This is a genomic window from Cereibacter sediminicola (assembly GCF_007668225.1).
GTDB lineage: Bacteria > Pseudomonadota > Alphaproteobacteria > Rhodobacterales > Rhodobacteraceae > Cereibacter_A > Cereibacter_A azotoformans.
On the sequence record NZ_VDEK01000007.1, the window covers coordinates 48,561 to 65,422 of the forward strand.

General features: G+C 69.3%; 12 protein-coding genes and 1 tRNA gene. 10 read left to right on the forward strand and 3 right to left on the reverse strand.

Annotated features, from left to right (window positions below; genetic code table 11):
* Position 1: 1 nt before the first annotated feature.
* Genes FG154_RS07020 through FG154_RS07030 form a run of 3 tightly spaced genes read right to left on the reverse strand, consistent with a single transcriptional unit; the run spans position 2 to position 5,365 of the window.
* Positions 2–1,237, reverse strand: a complete 1,236-nt coding sequence (locus FG154_RS07020) for an MFS transporter (RefSeq protein WP_246100155.1) — start codon at positions 1,235–1,237, stop codon at positions 2–4.
* Positions 1,230–4,283, reverse strand: a complete 3,054-nt coding sequence (locus FG154_RS07025) for an efflux RND transporter permease subunit (RefSeq protein ID WP_145105890.1) — start codon at positions 4,281–4,283, stop codon at positions 1,230–1,232. The genes FG154_RS07020 and FG154_RS07025 overlap by 8 nt, the downstream gene beginning before the upstream one ends.
* On the reverse strand, positions 4,280–5,365 hold the full coding sequence (locus FG154_RS07030; protein WP_145105893.1) for an efflux RND transporter periplasmic adaptor subunit: 1,086 nt from the start codon (positions 5,363–5,365) through the stop codon (positions 4,280–4,282). Before FG154_RS07030 ends, FG154_RS07025 begins: the two co-directional genes overlap by 4 nt.
* Positions 5,366–6,162: 797 nt before the next feature.
* Between FG154_RS07030 and FG154_RS07035 the strand changes: the two genes are divergently transcribed.
* From FG154_RS07035 to FG154_RS07080, 10 genes are all read left to right on the forward strand, one after another.
* Positions 6,163–7,965: an SLC13 family permease gene (locus tag FG154_RS07035; RefSeq protein ID WP_145105896.1), complete on the forward strand. Its 1,803-nt coding sequence runs from the start codon at positions 6,163–6,165 to the stop codon at positions 7,963–7,965.
* Positions 7,966–8,141: 176 nt separating this feature from the next.
* A tRNA-Gly gene (locus FG154_RS07040) sits at positions 8,142–8,216 on the forward strand.
* A 243-nt stretch (positions 8,217–8,459) separates the two neighbouring features.
* Positions 8,460–9,521: a LacI family DNA-binding transcriptional regulator gene (locus tag FG154_RS07045; RefSeq protein WP_145105899.1), complete on the forward strand. Its 1,062-nt coding sequence runs from the start codon at positions 8,460–8,462 to the stop codon at positions 9,519–9,521.
* 125 nt (positions 9,522–9,646) lie between these two features.
* Positions 9,647–10,561 (forward strand): glucosamine-fructose-6-phosphate aminotransferase, encoded by a 915-nt coding sequence (locus tag FG154_RS07050; RefSeq protein WP_246100156.1) that lies wholly within the window; start codon positions 9,647–9,649, stop codon positions 10,559–10,561.
* Between the two features lie 39 nt (positions 10,562–10,600).
* Entirely contained in the window at positions 10,601–11,914 is a 1,314-nt protein-coding gene (locus FG154_RS07055) for an ABC transporter substrate-binding protein (protein ID WP_145105902.1), read from the forward strand.
* A complete protein-coding gene (locus FG154_RS07060; protein ID WP_145105905.1) occupies positions 11,914–12,879 on the forward strand; it encodes a carbohydrate ABC transporter permease in 966 nt (321 codons plus the stop codon). The genes FG154_RS07055 and FG154_RS07060 overlap by 1 nt, the downstream gene beginning before the upstream one ends.
* Positions 12,876–13,721, forward strand: a complete 846-nt coding sequence (locus tag FG154_RS07065; RefSeq protein ID WP_145105908.1) for a carbohydrate ABC transporter permease — start codon at positions 12,876–12,878, stop codon at positions 13,719–13,721. The genes FG154_RS07060 and FG154_RS07065 overlap by 4 nt, the downstream gene beginning before the upstream one ends.
* Entirely contained in the window at positions 13,718–14,578 is an 861-nt protein-coding gene (locus FG154_RS07070; protein WP_145105911.1) for a sugar phosphate isomerase/epimerase family protein, read from the forward strand. Before FG154_RS07065 ends, FG154_RS07070 begins: the two co-directional genes overlap by 4 nt.
* Entirely contained in the window at positions 14,575–15,453 is an 879-nt protein-coding gene (locus tag FG154_RS07075; protein ID WP_145105914.1) for a PfkB family carbohydrate kinase, read from the forward strand. The genes FG154_RS07070 and FG154_RS07075 overlap by 4 nt, the downstream gene beginning before the upstream one ends.
* Positions 15,434–16,843, forward strand: coding sequence for an NAD(P)/FAD-dependent oxidoreductase (locus FG154_RS07080; RefSeq protein ID WP_145105917.1), 1,410 nt, complete (start codon positions 15,434–15,436; stop codon positions 16,841–16,843). The genes FG154_RS07075 and FG154_RS07080 overlap by 20 nt, the downstream gene beginning before the upstream one ends.
* The last annotated feature ends 19 nt before the right edge of the window (positions 16,844–16,862 follow it).

The following is a 16,862-nucleotide window of genomic DNA, read 5'->3' on the forward strand; positions in this document are numbered from 1 at the left end:
GTCAGACGTCCGGCGCGACATCCCTGGGCCAGAGCCGGATCATCGCCAGCGTGGCGAGGCCCGAGAGCGCGGCGAGGATCAGGAAGGTTGCGGGTATGCTTGCCCATGCGCTCAGAAACCCGGCGATCGGATAGGCGATCAGCAGGCAGACATGGGCCAGCGTCATCTGCGCCGCCATCATCACCTGCAGGTCCGAGGGTCGCGCCAGCCGGCGGATGACATAGGTCGCCGGGGTGACCGTCCAGACCACCCCGAAGCCGATCGCCACCCAGCGCAGCAGCAGCCCCGCAATGCCGAAGCCCAGCCCCCCGGAGGCGAGGCTCGCCACGACGATCAGCGCCCCGGCCAGCATCACGTCACGGTCGCGGATGCGCAGCAGCACAAGCGGCAGCACCAGCGCGCCAAGGATCGAGCCCGCGCCGAGAAAGGCGAAGGCGCTCGCGGTGGAGCCGATCTCGCGGTCGAGCACGCCCTGAATGATCACCACCGTGTTCACCATGACCATCGCCGTGCCGAGGGCCGCGACCACATCCATTGCGATGATCGCCCGGAAGGCCGGCACCGCCACGAAAAGACGCGGCCCGCGCGTCAGCCGGCGCCAGATCCCGCCGGGTGGTGCGGCGAGGGTGCGCGGCAGCCGCGCCGCACGGACCAGCAGCGCCGAGAGCACGAAGCCCGCCGCCGCCAGGGTGAAGATCCCCGCCACCGACAGCACGACCATCAGCAGGCCCGCCAGCAGCGGACTGATCGGCCCCTCAAGCTCGGCCGCCACCCGCGAGCGTGACAGCGACCTGTAGTAGTCGGCCTCATTGCCCAGAAGATAGGGCACGACCGCCAGATAGACGAAGGTGAAGGTCGCCGAGGCGAGGGCGAAGACGAAGACAAGGGCATGGATCTGCCAGACCTCGGATACGAAGGGCAGCAGCAGCAGGCAGCCCGCGCGCAACAGGTCGAGCGCGATCAGCAACCGTCGGCGCGGGATCCCCGAGGTCAGGATGGCGACGACCGGCGCCGCCAGCACATAGGCCAGCATCTTCAGCGACAGCGCCGTGCCGATGACCGCGCCCGACTCCTCGCCCGCGAGATCGAAGGCCACGAGCGCGAGCGCCACCGTGGCGATGCCGGTCGCCACCAGCGCGACGACATAGCCGGCGAACAGCCGGTAGTAGCTCGCCTTGTCGCTGATGCCGGACCAGGCAAGGCCCGGCATCCCGCCCCCGGCGCGGGCCTCAGGCATGGACGGTTCTGCCTTCGTCGCCGCAGATCGTCACATAGAGGGTGGGCAGGAAGATCAGCGTCAGCAGCGTGGCCAGCAGAAGACCGCCCATGATGGCAAAGGCCATCGGCCCCCAGAAGAGCGTGGGCGCAATGGGCAGAAGGCCGAGCACAGTCGAAAGCGCCGTCAGCAGCAGCGGCCGGAAGCGGCTGGTCGCGGCCCGCACGGCGGCCTCGTGCACGCCGAGGCCCGCGCTGCGCTCGGCGCCGATCTGGGTGATCAGGATGACCGCGTTCTTGGCGATCATCCCGATCAGCGCGAGGATCCCGAGGATCGCCACGAAGCCCAGCGGACGGTCGAAGACCAGCAGCGCGCCCACGACGCCGATCAGGCCCAGCGGCAGCAGCAGGATCACCATGGCCGCGTCGCGGAAGCTCTGCAGCTGGATCATCAGCAGCGTCGCCATGATGAATAGCATCAGCGGCACGACGGCAAAGACCGACTCCTGGCTTTCGGCGCTGGTCTCGACCGTGCCGCCGACCTCGACCTTGTAGCCCGGCGGCAGCGCCGCGTTCATCCCGGCGATCTTCGGCTCGAGCCCGGCCGCCACCGCCTCGGGCGTCGATCCCGGCGCGACATCGGCAAGGACGGTCAGCGTCGGCAGCCGGTCGCGCCGCCAGAGGAACGGTTGCTCCTGCTTGAACGAGATGTTGGCGAACTGCCCCAGCGCCACCGTGCGCCCGCCCGGCACCGGAACCTGCAGCGTCTCCAGCCGGTCGAGCGACAGCCGATCCCCCGGCGCTGCCTGGGCGACGATGGGGATCAGGTAGATGTCGTCGCGCAGCTGGCTGATCGCGCTGCCGGTGACGGCGGTGTTCAGCACCGCCGACAGCTGCGCGCTGGTCAGCCCGAGCCGGCGGGCGCGGTCCTGATCGACGTCGATGCGCACCTGACGGGCGGGCTCGATCCAGTCGAAGTGGATGTGGCGCGTCGTCGGATCGCTGGCGAGGATGCCGGCCAGATCCAGCGCACGGGCGCGCAGCACCTCGGGATCCGGGCCGGTCAGGCGATACTGCACCGGCCAGCCGATCGGCGGCCCCAGCTCCAGCGGGCTGACCCGGCTGACCGCCTCGGGGAAGGCATCGCCCAGCCAGCCTTCCAGCGCCGCCTGCAGCCGCTGGCGCGCCGCGAAGTCCCTGGCCATCACCACGATCTGCGACTGGTGATCGCTCGGCGGCTGGATGGCCAGCGGCAGGTAGAAGCGGATCACGTTCCGCCCGACATAGGAGGTGTAGAACTGCGCCTCGCCCGAGGCCTCGATGAAGGCCTCGATCCGCGCTACGGCATCCTCGCTGGCAAAGATCGAGGAGGACCGCGGCAGCTGGAAGTCCACGATCAGCTCGTTGCGGTCCGAGGCCGGGAAGAATTGCCGGTCGACCTGCGAGAGCCCCGCCCAGGCGAGCGCGAACAGCGCCGCCGTCACCGCGAAGGTCAGCCAGCGGAACCGGATCGCCTGCCCGAGAAAGCTCTGGTAGGTCCGCAGGATCCGACCCGGCTCGGGCTCGGCCGCGCCGCCGGCAGGCGGCTTCAGCAGCACCGAGCCGATGATCGGCGTGAACAGCACCGCCACCAGCCACGAGGCGATCAGCGCGATCCCCACCACCAGAAAGAGCGAGATCGTGTATTCGCCCGCCTGGCTTTGGGCAAAGCCGATCGGCACGAAGCCCGCGATGGTGATCAGCGTGCCGGTCAGCATCGGCGCGGCGAGGCTGCTGTAGGCGAAGGTCGCGGCCTTCTCGAGCGTGTCGCCCACCGCCAGCCGGCGCAGCATCGCATCGACCGTGGTCATCGCATCATCGACCAGCAGCGCGAGCGCGATGATCAGCGCCCCGAGCGAGACGCGGTGCAGGTCGATCTGCAGCGTCTGCATCACGAGGAACACCCCGGCGAGCGTCACCGGAATGGCGATGGCCACCACAGCGCCGGGCCGCACGCCCAGCATCAGGAAGCTGACGACCAGGATGATGCCCACCGCCTGCCAGAGCGAGGCGGTGAAGTCCCCGATGGCGAGGTCCACCACCGCGGGTTGGTTCGAGATCAGGATCGGCTCGATCCCGATGGGCAGGTTCGCCACCGCATCGGACATGGCGGCGGTCACCTCCTCGCCCAGCTCGAGGATGTCGCCGCCCTCGCTCATCGAGATCGCAAGCGCGATGGCTCGCTGGCCATTGACGCGCAGCAGGGGCTGCGGCGGGTCCGACAGCGCGCGCCGCGCCGTGGCGATGTCGCCCAGCCGGATCATCCGGCCGTCGGCCACCAGCGAGACGTCGAGCAGGTCGGCATCGGTGTCGAACGAGCCCGAGACGCGCAGGGCGATGTTCTCCTGCCCGGTGGTGACGACGCCGGCCGGGCGCACCACGTTCTGCGCCGCGACGGCGTTGAAGATCGCGCCGTAGTCGAGCCGCATGGCGGCGACGCGGTCGGGCTGGAACTCGAGCAGCAGCTGTTCGTCCTGCACGCCGAGCCATTCGATCTTCGAGATGGCGGGCACGTCGCGCAGCAGGCTCGAGCGCACGACATCGACATGGTCGCGCAGCTCGCGGTCGCTGAAACCGTCGGAGGTGAAGGCATAGATGATGCCGAAGACGTCGCCGAAATCATCGGTGAAGAACGGGCCCAGCACCCCCTGCGGCAGGGTGTGGCGGATGTCGCCTGTGCCGTTGCGCACCTCCTGCCAGACATCGGGCACCCGCTCGGGCGGGAACTGGCCCTCGAGATCGACATAGATCGTCACGATCCCCGGCCGGGTGATCGAGCGCAGCGCGTCGAGGCCCGTGGTCTCCTGCAGGCGTCGCTCCAGCCGGTCGGTCAGCTGGGTCTGGGTCTCTTCCATCGTGGCGCCGGGCCAGACGGCGGTGACGAGCATGGTCTTGATGGTGAAGCTCGGATCCTCGTCGCGGCCGAGGTTGAGAAAGGCGAAGGCGCCCGCGACCACGGTGACGATCATCAGGTAGATGGTCAGTTGCCGGCTGCGCAGCGCCCAGTCCGAAAGGTTGGGTCCGATCATGGCCGGGTCTCCGCCTGACGCACGGCCTGTCCGGGGCGCAGCGCCTGCACCCCGGCGGTCACCACGACATCCCCCGGCTCAAGACCGTCCGAGACCACGACCGAGGCCGGCAGGAAGCGGGCGACGCCGATCTCGCGCAGCGCGACGGTGCCGCTGCCCGGATCGAGGAGCCAGACGGCAGGCCTGCCACCGCCGCCGGTCAGGGCGCTGGCCGGGATCTCGATGCCGGCGGTGTCGCCGAAGACCGCCTGCCCGGTCACCACCGTCCCGAGCCGCATCTCGGGCGGCGGCTTGATCAGGCCCACCCGCACGCGGAAGGTGCCGGTCGAGGCATCGGCGCGGGGCGCGACCTCGCGGATGCGGCCCTTGGTGCTGATCGAGGGCGATTGCGACACCGCCACCGTGATCTCGGGATCGGCGGGGCTTGCCTCCAGCACGGCGGCCGGCACGTCGAAGACCGCGTCCATGCCGCCATCGCGGGCGACCTGCACGATCATCCGGCCGGCGGCGACCACCTCGCCCTCCTCGCCGCCCACCGCGGTCACGCGGCCCGGCGCATCGCCCAGAAGGGCCGTGTCGTTCAGGCGGCGCACCGCGATCTGATACTGCGCCCGCGCGGCTTCGGCCGCCGACTCGGCGGTGGTCAGCGCGGTTTCGGCCCGGTCGAAGGCGGCACGCGAGGCAAAGCCGCGGTCGAACAGCTGGCGCTGGCGCCCGAACTCGGTGCGGGCCTCGGTCAGCTGGCCTTCGGCGGCGGCCAAAGAGGCCTCGGCCGCGCGCAGGCCGTTCTGCTCGTCGGTGGGGTCGAGGCTGGCCAGCAGCTGGCCCGGCTCGATATGGTCGCCCACATTCACGAGGCGCTCGGCAAGCCGGCCCCCGATGCGAAAGCCCAGATCGGCCTGCACCTGGCTTTCCACCGTGCCGGCAAGGCTGATCACCTCGCCCATGGCGCGCTTTTCGACGGTGACGGTGCGGACGGGGCGGACCAGCTCGGGCTCGGCGGTCTCCTCTTCGTCGCAGGCTGCCAGAACCGCGACAAGCACCATCGCAAGCGCGATGTTCGGGATGGCGCGCGACCTCATGTTCCGCTCTCCGTGACAAGGCTGGGTCGTTGCGTCGTCCGTCCGACGATCTGGCCGAGCGCCGGATGGCCGTCGAAGCGTCTTGAGGCACGCGGGATCTCGGGCAGCGCCCTTCTGGCCGCGATCGCTGGAACGGAGGTGATCGAGGGTTGCGGCACCCCGCGTCCCGCGTGCGTCTGCACCAACCCGCACAAGACCGGATCGGCGGTTGAGTCCCTTGCGCTTGCCATCCTGCGCTTTCCTCCCCGTGTCACTTGCAACAGGGCGAGGCCGCGGCCTCGCCAGAACCGGGAACATCCGGTGGAAGGACCACGGGCCGCGCGGCAGTCGGCGCCGGGCGGCCTGCGGTCTCTGCGTCCGCTGCCGAGGCGGTGCGGCAGGTTCGTCCCGCGATGGGGTGCCATGAATGCGGATCGGGCTGCCGTCGTCGTTCCCCGGGCAGCGCGTTCCGGCCGACCGGCCGGTGCGCCGTGGGATCCGCGACTCGCCCGCATGGCATCTGGCCACGCCACGAGAACATTCGGCTGCCACAGTCATACCGGAGCGGCACGCGAATCGTCCACGAAAATTACCAGGATGATCCTCGGCGCGCTGCCTGAACGCGCGGCGGCGGTGGGTGTCCGCCGATCCGGTGCGGGCACGACGGGATGCGCTGCTTGATGAATCGCGGAAGGTCGGTCAAGCTCGGGCGGAACTGACCTTCTTTCTCATGTAGACAACGCTCCGATTGGCATCAGCGGTTTTGCCCGAACACGGTGCTTCTGCGGCATCGGGCGGGCGGTGAGTGGGGCAGCATTGTGAGTGATATCTGGACCGTTTTCGCCATCATTGGCGTCGTCGTGTTGCTCTTCATCTGGGACAGGTTTCCGGTCATCGCGGTCTGCATGACCGCAGCCCTCTCTCTGTGGGCGACAGGAATTCTCACCCTGAACCAGTCGCTGGCCGGATTCGGGGACCCGGCGATCATCTTCGTGGCGGCCCTGTTCGTGGTCAGCGCGGGGCTCGAGGCGACCGGCGTCACCGCCTGGGCCGGGCAGATCCTGATCCGGCAGGCCGGAGAGAGCCGCACCCGGCTGATCGTCCTGATGATGGGCGTGACCGGGCTGCTGAGCGGCCTCATCAGCGTCAACGGGGCCGTGGCCTCGCTGCTGCCGGTGGTGGTGGTCATGGCGATCCGGCTGGGCCAGTCGCCCTCGCAGCTTCTGATGCCGCTGGTCTTCGCCGCCCATGCCGGCTCGCAGATCCTGCTGACGGGCTCGCCGGTGAACGTGCTCGTTTCGGAGGCCTCGCTCGAGGCCGGGGGCGGCGGCTTTGCCTATCTCGAATTCGCCCTCGTGGGCTTTCCGCTGATCGCCGGCTCGATCGTGATCGTGGTGCTGTTCGGCCGCGCGCTTTTGCCGGAGCGGACCAGCGCCACCCTGCCGCCGGACCTCAGCCGCCACGCCATGACCCTGATCGAGCAGTATCGGCTGGCCAGCGACGTCCATCGGCTGCGGGTGCGCGAGGACTCGCCTCTGGTCGGCACCGAGCGGCGGGCGTTCGACCTGTCGGGCCGCGACGGGCTTGCGCTGGTGACGCTGAAGGAGGCCGACGGCGTTTCGGCGCGGCGCGATACCATCCGGCAGGGCGATATCGTCGTCGTGCGGGGCCGGGCCGAGGCGGCGGCCGAACTGGTCACCGAACTGGGCCTGAGCTTCACGGAAGACGAGGCGCCGGACATGGAGCGGACGCTCTTCAACCGGCAGTCGGGCCTTGCCGAGATCCAGATCCCGCCGCGCTCGAAGCTGGTGGGCGAGCGTTTCTTTCCCGGCATGGTTACGGAGAGCGGCGATCTGATCGTGCTTGCCGTGCAGCGCCACGGCGAGGATCTCGACCCGAGCGCGCCGCTCGGCGTCGGCGACACGCTGCTCCTGCAGGGCACCTGGTCCGCGCTCGAGGCGCGGCTGAAGCCCGCCGAGGTGCTGATGGTGAACTCGCCCGATCTGGTCCGCCGGCAGGCCCTGCCGATGGGTCCGGGCGCCTGGAAGATGCTGGTGATCCTGGCCGCGATGGTCGTGCTGCTGGCCACGGGGCTTGTCCCGCCGGCCATCGCCGGCGTTCTGGCCGCGGGGGCGGTGCTGCTCAGCGGCATCCAGAGCGTCGATCAGGTCTATCGCGCGATCAACTGGACGACCATCATCCTGATGGGGGCGATGATGCCGCTTTCGACCGCGATGCAGCAGACCGGCGCGGCCGATCTGCTTGCGAAGGGACTGGTGGACATGATCGGGCAGTCAAGCCCGCACCTGCTCCTTGTGGGGCTGTTCGTGCTCTCGGCCATCATGGGGCAGATCATCTCGAACACGGCGACCGCGCTGATCGTGATCCCGATAGCCGTGGTTGCAGCAGCCCAGATGGGTGTCTCGCCGCAGCCGATCCTGATGGCGGTCTGTCTGGCCAGTGCGGCGGCCCTTCTGACCCCGGTGGCCACGCCCACCAACCTGATGGTGATGGAACCGGGCGCCTACAAGTTCGGCGATTACTGGAAGCTCGGCCTGCCGCTGATGATCTGGTTCTTCGTCGTGGCTGTAACCCTTGTTCCGATCATCTGGCCATTCTGATCCCGTCAGGCCCTGCCCGTGGCAAGAGCCGCGCAGGAAGGCGCGCGCGCCCTCTGGTCTGGGCCGCCGCAGGCTGCCTCGGGCGCAAGATGCCGTTCCGCAGGTGCGGACGAAAAAACTTGCGAAAGGTCCCTTGCAGCCGCCGGACGGCTGCGCTAATAGCCCTCTCACGGAGTGCGGGCGTAGCTCAGGGGTAGAGCATTACCTTGCCAAGGTAAGGGTCGTGAGTTCGAATCTCATCGCCCGCTCCAGTAAATCAGGCTGTTGGCCGCAAGGCAGGTGGCAGTCAGGTCTTATCACCAAAATTGATGACTTTCGTTTCCAGCCGGTTCCGGCTGCAGAGCGGCTTTGGCCGCGTCGGCGAGAGGCCGGGCATACACCTCCGATGGGCTCGGCCGGGATCGGGCCGCGGAGCCGGGTGCCAGCCTTGAAGAGGCCGCGTCTCGTCTGGTAAGCCCGGATCGTCCGACCGCGCCTGCCGAGGGGAGAGTCCAGTGTCAGGAGACCGACCGCCCCGAGCGGTCAAGCGCGCCGTCACCGTGAAGGATGTCGCCGCCGCCGCCAATGTCTCGCGCGCGACGGCGGCGCGGGCGCTGAACGGCTACGGCTATGTCGGCGACGAGGCCTCGCGGCGGGTGCAGGAGGCGGCCGAGCGGCTGGGCTATCGCGGCAACCGCATTGCGCAGGCGCTGCGGCAGGGGCAGATGCCGATCGTGGGCTTCGTGCCGGGCGACATCCAGAACCCGTTCTTCGCCCGCGTGGCGCATGACATCGACGCGGCGCTGCGGCGGAGCCGACACAGCCTGCTCATCGCGAGCAGCGAGGAGAGCCTGTCGCAGGAGCAGAGCCTGCTCGACAACCTGCGGGCGCTGAACGTGCGGGGGATGATCGTGGCGCCGGCCTCCGAAGGGGACAATCCGCATCTTCAGCGTCTTGTCCGCGAGCGGGTTCCATTGGTGCTGATCGACCGCGAACTGCCGGGGATCGACTGCGACAGCGTCACGGTGGACAACGAGGGCGGCGCGCGCGAGGCGATCGCGCTGCTGATCGCGAACGGTCACCGGCGGATCGCGCTGATCCACGACGAGTCGCGCATCGCCACCGCCCGGCAGCGGCGAGAGGGCTATCTGCGCGCCCTGGCCGAGGCCGGCCTGCCGGTCGAGGAGGGGCTGATCGCCGTGTCGCAATCGACGGTGGAACATGCCATCGACGCGACGATCCGCCTCTTCAGCCGGCCCGAGCGGCCGACGGCGCTCTTCACGGTTGACAGCCTGATGACGACCGGGGCGCTGCTGGCGCTGCGCTCGATGGGGCTTGCCGTGCCGCGCGACGTGTCGCTGATCGGCTTCGACGATTTCGACCTTGCGACCTTCACCGATCCGCAGATCACCGTGGTGGCGCAGCCGGTGGGCCAGATCGGGCCGCTGGCGGTCGAGATGCTGCTCGAGCGAATCCGCGGCAGCGACGCGCCGGCGCGCCATGTGCGGTTTCCGACCCGGCTGATCACCCGCGGCTCGGTCGCGCGGGCAGATTTCGGGCGGCGCGCCGGAGCTTAACCTGCATCCTGAAATAATCTCTTGCCTGGCGGGCAGAGCCGTGCAGTAGTGGGTGTGAGATCGGTCTCTCAGCCGGATGGCCCCCGGACCGGTCCTTTCTTTCGCAGCGTTGTGAGATCGGTCTCATGCAGTCAGCCGCCGGGCAGCCGGACATCCTACCCAGCCTCGGCTTTGCCGCCGGGGACGTGCTGCACGAGGCGCGGCCGAGGCTGCGGGCCTTTCTGGACGCAGGCGCACGGCGGATCTTCTTCGTGGGGCCGGCCGGTCTGCGGCTTCTGACGCTGCCGGCGGTGCAGCTGATCCGGCGGCACTCGCGCTTTCCCGCTGCGGCCTCGTCGCCGGCCGAGCTGATGCTGGCGCCGCCGCGGGGGCTCGATGCCGGGGCGCTGGCGGTCCTTGTGGCGGCGGGACCGGATGTCGAGGCCTTCCTCGCGCGGCGGGGCGTGGCGACATGCGCGCTGACGGATCCCGCGCCCGAGAGCCTCTCGGCGCAGGCGCTGGCCATCGCGCTTGCGCTTCTGGCCGAGGTCGGCGCGATGCCCGAGGCGGAGGCGGCGCTGGAGGGTCTGGCGCGCCTGCCGGCGATGCTGCCCGCGGCCGCGCGGGCCTTCGAGCCAGAGGCTGCGGCGCTGGCCGCGCATCTTCGGGGCGAGAGATACCTGATCGTCACGGCGCCGGGCTCGGCCTGGCCGGTGGCGCATCACTTCGCGCTCGACACGCTCGAGAAGCGGCTGAGGATCCGCGCGCGCCCGGTTCACGCCAGCGATTTCTTCCACGGCACGCTTGAGCTGATCGAGCCGGGCGTGAGCCTTCTGCTCGTGAAGGGCGAGGATGCGCTGCGCCCGCTGGCCGAGCGGGTCGAAAGCTTCGTTCCGCGCTACACCGACCGGCTCTGGACGATCGATGCCGCCGCGGCCGAGCTGCCCGGCCTTGCGCCGCAGGTGCGGGCGCTTGCCTCGCCGGTCGTGCTGGCCGCGCTGCTCGGGCGGGTCGGCGCGCATCTGGCTCCGAGCGGCGAGCCGATCTGCGTCGAGGCCTGACGAAACACTCAACAAGAAGCCCACCAACAGGAGAGAGAAATGAAACGGTCCCTGCAGTCCATGACAGCCATCGTCGCCGCCATCTCGGCCATCGGGTGGGCGGGCGCGGCCACCGCGCAGACCGCCGTCGCCGATCCCTCGGCCCCGGTCGAGCACGAGGGCACGCTGAGGGTGATGACCAAGTTCGGGATGCAGCGCCTTGCACCCTATTTCGTCGAACTGGCGAAGGAATACGAGGCGCAGCATCCGGGCGTGAAGATCGAGCTGATCCAGGAGGATGACGACAGCGTCAAGGGCAAGACCAAGACGCTCGTCGCCTCGAACTCGATCCCCGACGTCTTCTTCTCGTGGACGGGCACCTGGGGCGGCAACTTCGTGCGTGGCAAGCGGGCGGTCGATCTGACGCCGGTGATCGGGCCGGATACCGAGTGGGGCAAAACGTTTGCCCCCGCCGCAGTCGGCGCCTTTGTCTATGAGGGCAAGAATTACGGCATCCCGCTTTATCTCGATGCGAAGTTCATGGGCTACAACAAGACCATCTTCGCCGATCTGGGGATCTCGGAGCCCGCCACGCTCGAGGAGATGCTCGAGGCCTGCGACACGATCCGGGCGGCGGGCATCACGCCGATCTCGATCGGCAACAAGGAGCCGTGGGTGGCCGTCCACTACCTCGGCCAGCTTCTGGCCTACAACGTGCCGAAGGAGGTGCTCGATCGCGACTTCGACTCGGCGACGGCCGACTATTCCGATCCCGGCTATGTCGCCTCGCTCGAGCAGTTCAAGGCGATTGCCGACCGCTGCACCATCGGCGCGGGCATGAACGGCATTTCCTACCAGAACGCCATCCAGGAGCTGAGCGACGGCAAGGCCGCGATGTATTACCAGGAGATCATCGAGTTCGACAACGCCGCCTCGGCGACGACCAGGCTCACGCCCGAGGAGTTCGGCTTCTTCCCGCTGCCCGCGCCGAAGGATGCCAAGGGCGATCCGAAGGCGCTCGAGGGCGCGCCCGAGGGCTACATGATCTCGTCGGCCTCGGAAAACGTGCCGCTGGCGCTCGATTTCATGAAGTTCGTGACGACGCAGGCCAATGCCAAGGTGCTGTCGGCCCCGCCCTATGGCCAGCCGAGCGCGGTGATCGGCGGCGCCGATCCGGCCGACATGAGCCCGGCGGTGGTGGGCGGCCTCGAGGATATCGCCGAGGCCTCGTATCTCATGCAGTGGCTTGACACGGTGAACCACCCGCGGGTGGCGGCGGCGTGGCTTTCGAACCTGCAGGCCTTCGCCGGCGGCACGGTCTCGGCCGAAGAGGTCGTGGCCGAGGTCCGCAAGGCCGCCGCCTCGGCCAAGTGATGAGCTTGTCCGCGGACATGGGAAAGAGCGGTGTCGCCCTCAGCGGCACCGCCCTCGGGGCAGCGAGGGGGCCGCGGCTGCGCCCCTTCCTCTCGCGGCTGCTGGCGCTGCGCTGGATCGCCGTGGCGCTCGTCATCGTGGGCTGGTTCGTCTATTATCCGATCGTCAACAACTTCTTCGTCAGCACCACGAACCAGGACATCTTCACCGGCGAGGTGACGCAGGTCGGGCTGGAAAACTACCGACGGCTCGCCGAGGATCCGGTGATCGGCCGCGCGCTCTGGAACAACGGCGCCTATGCGGTGCTGTCGATCGTCTTCCAGGTCTTCGCGGCCTTCTGCCTTGCCGCCATCGTCGAAGGCCTTGCGTCGGAGCGCTGGCGCAACTTCTGGCGCGCGCTCTATTTCGTGCCCTCGGCGATCTCGACCACGGTCACGGGGTTGCTCTTCTACTTCATCTACCAGCCCAACATCGGCATCCTCGACGGGTTGCTGAAGCTTGCGGGGCTGCAGGAGTGGTCGCATGTCTGGCTCGGCGATGAGCGGACCGCGATCTATGCCATCATCGCCATGAGCCAGTGGCAGGGCTTCGGCTATTCGACGCTGCTCTTCACCATCGCGATCCAGAAGATCCCGCAGGAACTTTACGACGCGGCGCGGATGGACGGGGCGGGGCCGCTGCGGCGGCTTTGGAGCATCACCTTCCCGCTCACGCGCGAGATGACCGGCATGATGATCATCGTGACGGTGACCGGCGCCTTCCAGGTGTTCAACGAGGTGATGGTGATGACCGGCGGCGGGCCGAACAATTCGAGCCAGGTGCTCGGGACCTGGCTCTACGAGCAGGGCTTCAACCAGAACGACATGGGCTATGCCGCGGCCATCGGCTCGGTCGTCTTCGCGGTGACGATGCTCACGGGGATCCTGCAGCTCTGGTACACGCGGCGGCGGAGGGTGATGGCATGAGCGCAGCCCTTTCGAACGACAGGGGCTTCTGGCCGGGGATCGGGCGGGCCTTCCTCTGGGCCTTCCTGCTGGCGGTAGGGGTGGTCGTCCTTTACCCGCTGCTCTGGATGGCGCTCGGCGGCTTCAAGTCCAACAGCCAGATCTTCGACCAGCCCTTCGCGCTGCCGCAAGGCTGGTCGCTCGACAACTACTTCGCCGCCTGGCGGAGCGTGCAGGGCTACATGATCTCGAGCCTTCTGGTCACCTTCGCCTCGACCGTGGCCACGGTGCTGATCTCGGCCCGCGCGGCCTATGGGCTGACCCGGACGGCGATGCCCGCAAAGCCCCTGATCACCGCCTTCGTGCTGGGCGGCATGATGCTGAGCCCGACAGTCGCCCTCGTGCCGCTGGTGCGGATGCTCCAGTCGCTCGGGCTTTACGACACGCAATGGGCGCTGATCATCCTCTACACCGCCTTCCGCGTGCCCTTCACCACCTTCCTGATCCGCGCCTACATGCTCGACCTGCCGCGCGACCTCGACGAGGCCGCGATGATGGACGGGGCAAGTCCCGGCCAGATCTACCGCAGGATCATCCTGCCGCTCTGCCGGCCGATCATCGTCTCCTGCGTCGTCCTCCACATCCTCTTTGCCTGGAACGAATATCTCTTCGCCATGATCTTCACCAACAGCCCCAGCGTGCAGACGCTGCCCGTCGGCCTGACCTCGATGATGTCGAAACACGGCACCGACTTTTCGCAGGTCTTCGCGGCCATGACGCTCTCGGCGCTACCGATCGTCATCATCTTCTTCCTGACCCAGCGGTATTTCATCCGCGGCCTGACCGAGGGAATGGCGAAATGAGCAGCCCCCGCCTTGCCGCCCGCCAGCTGATCGGGTCGAACTTTGCCTTCCAGCACTATCCGTTCGCCGAGGTCGCGCGGCTCATGCGCGGCTTCGGCCTCAGCCGGATCGAGCTTTGGGGCGTGGCGCCGCATCTCGATCTGTTCCATGCCGATGCCGCCCGCGTGGCCGAGGTGAAGCGGGTGCTGGCGGGCGAGGGCCTGACGGTGCGCTGCCTTACGCCCGAGCAGGTGGTCTATCCGGTGAACATTGCCTCGGGCGACGATGCCTTTCGCGCGGCCAGCATCGACCGCTTTCGCCGCGCGGCCGATATCGCGGCCGAGCTTGGTGCCTCGCACCTGTTCCTGACCCCCGGCCGGGGCTTCGAGAGTGAGCCCGCCGAGCGCGCCTGGCAGCGGTCGGCCGAGGCGCTGGCCGAGATCGCCGAACACGCGGCGGGGCAGGGGCTGCGCTGCCTGCTCGAGCCGTTGCAGCGGGTCGAGAGCAACATCGCCCAGAGCGCCGCCGACATTGCCCGGCTGATGGGGATGGTGGGCGCGGCGAACATGGATGTGGTGCTCGATCTGGTGGCGATGGCCTGCGCGGGCGACAGCGTGGGCGACTACCTGCGGCTCTTCGGCGAGCGGCTGGTGCATGTGCATGTGGTGGACGGGCGCCCCGCGGGCCATCTCGTCTGGGGCGACGGCGAGCTGCCGCTGGCGGACTGGCTGGGAGAGCTGGCGGCCGCGGGCTACGCCGGCACGCTGACCTTCGAGCCCTTTGGCGACGGAAGTTACGCACTCGATCCGGTGACGGCCTGGACGCGCAACCTGCGTGCCATCACACCGCATCTCGAACCCGGGGAGGCCGCGGCGTGAGCGCATCGTCCGAGCTGATCGCCGTCGGCGACAACTGCCTTGACGTCTATCTGTCCAAGGACCGCATGGCGGTGGGGGGCAATGCGCTGAATGTCGCGGTGCAATGGGCGCGCGCGGGCCTCTCCGCCCGCTACTTCGGCCTGATCGGCCACGACCCCGAGGGCGACGCGATCCACGAGGCGGTGGCGCGCACCGGGCTGAACCCCGACGACATGGAGCGGCGCGAAGGCAGCACCGCCGTCACGCTGCTGCTGGAACGCGATGGCGACCGGCGCTTCCTGCTCGAGGATCTGGGGGTGGGCCTCGGCTATGTCCCCGAGGGTCAGCGGCTGGCGGACATGCTCGCCGCGCGCTGGGTGCATCTGGGCACCCACAGCGCGCCGGATCTGGTCCGCCGCCTCGTGGCGGAGGGCGCGCGCTTTTCGGTCGATGTCTCGACGCATCACGACCTTCTGGATCTGGCCGGGGTGCCGCTGGTCTTCGCCTCGGGCCCCGAGGATCCGGCCGAGCCGGTCGAGCCGCTGCTGGCGCACTTCCGTGACCGCGGCGCGATCAGCACCGTCGTCACCTGCGGTAGCCGTGGCGCGTTCCTCGACAACCGGGGCAGCGTCACGCAGGTCCGGGCGCGGCGGATCGAGGTGGTGGACACCTGCGGCGCGGGCGACAGCTTCATCGCGCGTTTCATCGCGCTCTGGGCGCTCGAGGGGCGCGCGGATGCCGATGCGCTGCGGGGCGCCTCGGACGCGGCCGCCAACACCTGCCTGCACGAGGGCGGGTTCCCGCAGCCGCTGCGCTCGATCCCGTCGTGGCTGCTGGAAAAATATTCCGATGTGATCGCGGCAGGAGAGGTCCGAGATGGCAACGCACAGGCTTGAACAGCCCACCATCGCGCCCGAGGGCGACCGCTCGTTCTGGCTGCGGGATCTGGGCGCCGGTCCCGCGACGCAGCCCTTCGCGGGCGAGGCCGAGTGTGACGTGGCCATCGTCGGCGGCGGCTATACCGGCCTCTGGACCGCACTGCGGCTGAAGGAGCAGGCGCCGGAGCTGCGCGTGACGATCCTCGAGGCCGACTTCTGCGGCGCGGGCGCCTCGGGGCGGAACGGCGGGCAGGTCCACAGTTGGTTTGCCGAGATCGACCTGCTGACCCGGCTGGTGGGACCGGACGAGGCGCTGATGCTCTGCCGCGCCACCGCCGAGGCCATCGAGGAGCTGGCCGCGCTGCAGACCTCGGGCACGATCGACATGGAGCTGAGGCTGGACGGCTGGCTCTGGACCGCCAGTTCGCGGGCGCAGGAAGGCGCGTGGGAAGGCGCGGCCGCGATCTGCCGTGCGCAGGGCGAGGCCGGCCTGCGCGAGATCGGCCGCGAGGAGATCCTGGCTCGGACCGGCTCGGGCGCGTCCTATGTGGGCGTGGTCGAGGCGCGGGCGGGCACGGTGCAGCCGGCGAAACTTGCGCTGGGGCTGCGGGCGCTGGCGCTGGCGCGCGGGGTGGTGATCCACGAGAAAAGCCCGGTGGCCGAGATCGTCTCGGGCCGACCCTGCACGCTGCGCACCGGGCGGGGCGTGCTGCGGGCGGGCAAGGTTGTGATCGCCTCGAACGCCTGGGCGGCGGCGCTGCCCGCGCTGCGGCGCCACCTTTACGTCGTGGACAGTCAGGTGATCGCGACCGAGCCGGTGGGCGGCACGCTCGACCGGATCGGCTGGACGGGGGGCGAGTCGATCTGCGACGCGCAGGCCCATGTGCTCTATTACCAGCGCACGACGGGCGGGCGGGTGATCTTCGGCCGGGGCAGCGGGAACGTGGCCTACGGCAACCGCTTCGGCGCGGCGTTCAACCGCCGGCCGGGCGGCGGCGAGGACAATCTGCGCGAGATGCACCGGGTCTACCCCGAGCTGCGCGGCGCGCGCATCGCGGCCGACTGGTCCGGCCCGATCGACTGCTCGGCCGAGCATCTGCCGGTCTTCGGTCATCTTCCGGATGAGCCGGACATCCTGTTCGGCGTGGGCTTCAACGGCACGGGCATCGCCCAGACGCCGGTGGCGGGGCGCATCCTCGCCAGCCTCGTGCTGGGGCGGGACGACCGCTGGAGCCGCTGCGGCCTCGTGGGCCTCGACCGGCGCACGGTTCTGCCGCCCGAGCCCATCCGCACGCTGGGTGCGCGGGTGGTGCGGCGGGCGATCCGCATCCGCAACGACCTCGAGATCGGGAACCGGACGGCGGGGCCGCTGGTGCGCTGGCTCTCGTCGCTCACGCCGGGCCGCTGATGGGCCGGCTGCACAAGGA